General features: G+C 73.7%; 5 protein-coding genes. 3 read left to right on the plus strand and 2 right to left on the minus strand.

Annotated elements, in window-relative coordinates; genetic code table 11:
- Nucleotides 1–907, plus strand: a 907-nt coding sequence (locus tag G4D87_RS34865) for a DinB/UmuC family translesion DNA polymerase (protein WP_443192658.1), incomplete at its 5' end; no start/stop codon positions are given.
- Nucleotides 908–959: 52 nt separating this feature from the next.
- Nucleotides 960–1,490, plus strand: a complete 531-nt coding sequence (locus G4D87_RS34870; protein ID WP_240358851.1) for a hypothetical protein — start codon at nucleotides 960–962, stop codon at nucleotides 1,488–1,490.
- Nucleotides 1,491–1,509: 19 nt separating this feature from the next.
- Here the strand turns inward: G4D87_RS34870 and G4D87_RS34875 are convergent, their stop codons facing one another.
- Nucleotides 1,510–2,040: an FHA domain-containing protein gene (locus G4D87_RS34875; protein WP_205507840.1), complete on the minus strand. Its 531-nt coding sequence runs from the start codon at nucleotides 2,038–2,040 to the stop codon at nucleotides 1,510–1,512.
- A 100-nt stretch (nucleotides 2,041–2,140) separates the two neighbouring features.
- On the opposite strand from G4D87_RS34875, the gene G4D87_RS34880 reads away from it, so the two are divergent.
- A complete protein-coding gene (locus tag G4D87_RS34880; RefSeq protein WP_163786987.1) occupies nucleotides 2,141–3,115 on the plus strand; it encodes an NAD-dependent epimerase/dehydratase family protein in 975 nt (324 codons plus the stop codon).
- Nucleotides 3,116–3,147: 32 nt separating this feature from the next.
- Here G4D87_RS34880 and G4D87_RS34885 read toward each other — a convergent pair.
- Nucleotides 3,148–3,832: ATP-binding cassette domain-containing protein (locus G4D87_RS34885; RefSeq protein ID WP_163786989.1), on the minus strand; the 685-nt coding region annotated here is incomplete at its 5' end.

Raw genomic sequence — 3,832 nt, forward strand, 5'->3', positions numbered from 1 at the left:
GGCCGTGGCGGCCCGGGGCGGCGCGGCGGGCGCACGACTCCACGCGCGGTGCCGCGGGGAGGACGACACGCCCTTCGTCCCCGCGGCGCTGGAAGCGGTGCTGGAGGAGCGCGTGGTGCTGGACTTCCCGGCCGAGTCCTTCGAGCCGCTGCGCTTCGCGCTCAAGACGCTGACGGACCGGTTGGGCGCGCGGCTGTCCGGGCGGTGCCGGACGGCGGTGCGGCTCACCTTCACGTTGAAGCTGGACCCCTCGGGGCAACGGCAGGTGACGCTGACGCTGGCGCGGCCCACGGCGCGGGCGAAGCTGCTGCACGAGCTGGCGCGGCACCGGCTGGAGGAACTGCGGCTGGAGCACCCGGTGGCGGAGGTGTCCGCGCGGGTGGACGAGCACTCCGAGGACGGAGGACAGCAGCTCGCGCTGGGGGACGCGCCGGAGGGTGACGCGGCGCTGGAGGTGGTGCTGTCGCGGCTGGCGTCCACGCTGGGGGAGGCGTCGCTCTTCGCGGCGGGCCTGGCGTCGGTCCACCGGCCCGAGGCGGCCCACGGGGCACGGGCCTTCCGGCCTCCGGAGGCGCGGCGGGGCCTGTCCGCGGAGCTGCTGGAGCCAGGGGCCCGGCGCGGCGCGGTGCCGGCGGCCTCACGGGAGCGGCCCTCCCGGTTGCTGGCGGAGCCGGCGTGCCTGGACGCGGAAGTGGCGGAGTCCGGACGCTTGCTGGCCGCGCGCATGGGGGGCCGGCGGCACCGGGTGACGGCGCTCACGGGGCCGGAGCGGCTGGGCGGGGAGTGGTGGTCGGAGGCGCCCTTCCAGCGGGACTACTACCGGGTCCACTTCGAGGGGCTGGGCCCCGCCTGGGTGTTCCGCGACGGACGGGATGGACGCTTCTACCTCCAGGGACTGTTCGACTGAGACCCGGCGGGCCAGCATAGTGGCTCCGTACCCGTCTCCCAGGTTCCCCGTCATGCGCGTCTTTCGTCCCGCGGCCGTCCTGCTGTGCCTCCTGCTCGCTTCGTGCGCTCCGCGTCAGGTCCGCCCGCCAGGGGCCCTGCGCAAGGTGGTGGTGGTGGTGGGCTCCCGGGTGGACGCGCTGCCGACCTTCACGTACCGGCAGGACATGATGGGGGAAGGCAACCCCCGTTCGGTGCTCGTCAGCCAGGCCCAGGCCACGCTGGGCGAGCGGGGCTTCGAGGTGGTGGGGACGCGCATCTCCCAGTCGCCGTCACCCACCATCCACGAGGTGGTGGCGATGATCGACGACAACGCGGCCGAGGCCGGCGTGGTGGTGGTGCTCAACTGGGTGGACGTGACGTCCGCCCAGTTGATGGGCCGCGCGGAGGTGCTGCTGGAGACCGGCGTGGTGGGCCCCAACGGCAAGCTGCGGTGGAACAACTCCACGCGCACCGTCTCCACGATTGGCATGTACCAGGCGCAGACGGACCTGCGCTCCTACCTGCGCAAGGCGGTGGTGGAGGCCATCCAGGCCATTCCGTGAGCCCCGGGCGCGGGACGGCTCAGAGCGCGTTCTTCGGGACGGCCAGGCGCAGGTGCTCGTAGACGGTTTCGGCGCGCAGGTAGAGGAACTGGGCGTCGCCGAAGGCCAGGGTGTCCCCGTCTTGGAGCACCACCTGGGCGCGGTAGCCCAGGGGGGCGCCGTTGATGAAGGTGCCGTTCATGGACTCGGCGTCACGCACGGAGAAGCCGCCGCGGGCGGCGTTCCAGCGCATCGTGGCGTGGTGCTGGGAGACGGACGGGTCGGGCACCACCAGGTCGCACTCCTCGGTGCGGCCGACCGTCAGCTCCTCGCCGTCCACGGAGGGCTGAAGGAAGTGGACCTCCAGGTTGTCGAAGTCGCGGAGCATGGCGAGCAGCCGCTCGTCCATGTGCGCGCGGTGCGCCATGCCGACGGTGCGTGCCGCCAGGCCCCGGTGGTGCTGGCGGATGAGCTCCACGGGCTGCTGGATGAGGGCCACGGGGCCGGACGCGGCCCGGAACGCGTCCAGCGAGGCACCGGCGAAGGGGCGGAGCTGATTCACGGACACCATGAGGGCCTCCACCCTACGTGCAAGTGGCGGGGACGGGAAGCGCCGCGTCCACGTCTTCCGCCGTGGTGTGTTGGAGGCAGGCGTGGGAGCGTGAAGGTGGATGCGGGTACTCGTCACGGGAGCTGCGGGCTTCATTGCCCACCACGTCAGCGCACGGCTGCTGGCGCGCGGTGATGACGTCATCGGCGTGGACAACCTGGACCCGTCCGGGGACGTGGCGTTGAAGCAGGCCCGGCTGGCGCGGCTCGGCACGCTGCCGGGGGCGGCGGGCTTCACCTTCCGTCCCGTAGACGTCACCGACGGCTCCTCGCTGCGGACGCTCTTCGAGCAGACGCGCCCCGAGGCCGTGGTGCACCTGGCCGCGCGGGTGGGCGTGCGGGCGCCGGCGGGCACCGCGCAGGCGTACGTGGACGCCAACGTGTCGGGGTTCCTCCAGGTGCTGGAGCAGGCCAGCGCGGCCCGGGTGCGGCACCTGGTCTACGCGTCCTCCAGCTCCGTGTATGGCGCCGGCTCGGTGCCGCCGTTCCAGGAGGGCGCGGCGGCGGACCACCCGCTCAGCGTCTACGCGGCCACCAAGCGCGCCGATGAGCTGCTGGCGCACGCGTACAGCCACCTGCACGGGCTGCCCACCAGCGGCCTGCGCTTCTTCACGGTGTACGGCCCCTGGGGTCGGCCGGACATGGCCCCGCTGCGCTTCCTCCGGGCCCTGCGCGACGGCGCCGAGCTGGCGCTGCATGACGAGGGCCGGATGCAGCGCGACTTCACGCACGTGGAGGACGTGGCGGAGGCCGTGGTGCGCGTGGTGGATCGGCCGCCCCAGGGGGCACCCGCCTGTCGCGTCCTCAACGTAGGGCGGGGCGAGCCCGTCTCGGTCCGCGACTTCCTGGCCGTGCTGGAGCGGCGCCTGGGCGTTCCGGCGCGAGTGCGTTCCGCGCCGGCGCAGCCCGGGGAGATGGAGGCCACCTGGGCGGACCCGTCCGCGCTGGAGCGCGAGACGGGCTTCCGGCCCCGTATCTCCCTGGAGGAGGGGCTGGCCGGCCTGGTGGAGTGGTTCCTCCAGCAGGCCGGTGCTTGATGGCCTCCCGTGTCCCTCGACGGCCGCGCCGGCTACCCGGACGTCACCGTCACCTGGCCATGCTCCACGCGCCACACCTCGGAGGTGCAGGCCTGGGCGAAGGACGTGTCATGTGTGACGAGCAGCAGCGCGCCGGGGTACTCCCGCAGCGCCGCCTCCAGCCGTTCGATGGACGGCAGGTCCAGGTGGTTGGTGGGCTCGTCCAGCACCAGGGCCCAGGCGTGTTGGCCCAGGCCCCGGGCGATGAGGAGCTTGCGCACCTCGCCGGGGGAGGGCTGCTCGGAGGCGAGCAGCCGCTCCGGGTCCACGCCGAGCGCCGCGACGAGTGACAGCACGCGTCCGCGCTCCTCGGGCGGCAGTGCGCGCACCGCGTCCAGCGTGGCCCGGGCCTCGTCCGCGCTGACGTCCTGGGGCAGGGAGAGCACGCGCTCCAGCGGAATGCGCGCGTTCTCCAGCAGCGCGCGCACCAGGGTGCTCTTGCCGGCGCCGTTGGGCCCTTCGATGCGCACGCGGGCCTCGCGGCTCACGGAGAGCTTCACGGGGCCCAGCAGCTCCACGTCACCGGCGCGGAGGCCGGGCACGTCCAGCGTGAAGAGCCACGGGTTCGGCGCGCGCACGTAGTCCAGGAAGACGGAGCGGCCCAACGTCTTGTCCGCGGTGAGCTCGCCCACGGCCTCGCTGACGCGCTCCAGCTCGCGCCGTGCGATGCCCACGCGC

Origin of the sequence: Myxococcus vastator (genome assembly GCF_010894475.1) — a bacterium.
GTDB lineage: Bacteria > Myxococcota > Myxococcia > Myxococcales > Myxococcaceae > Myxococcus > Myxococcus vastator.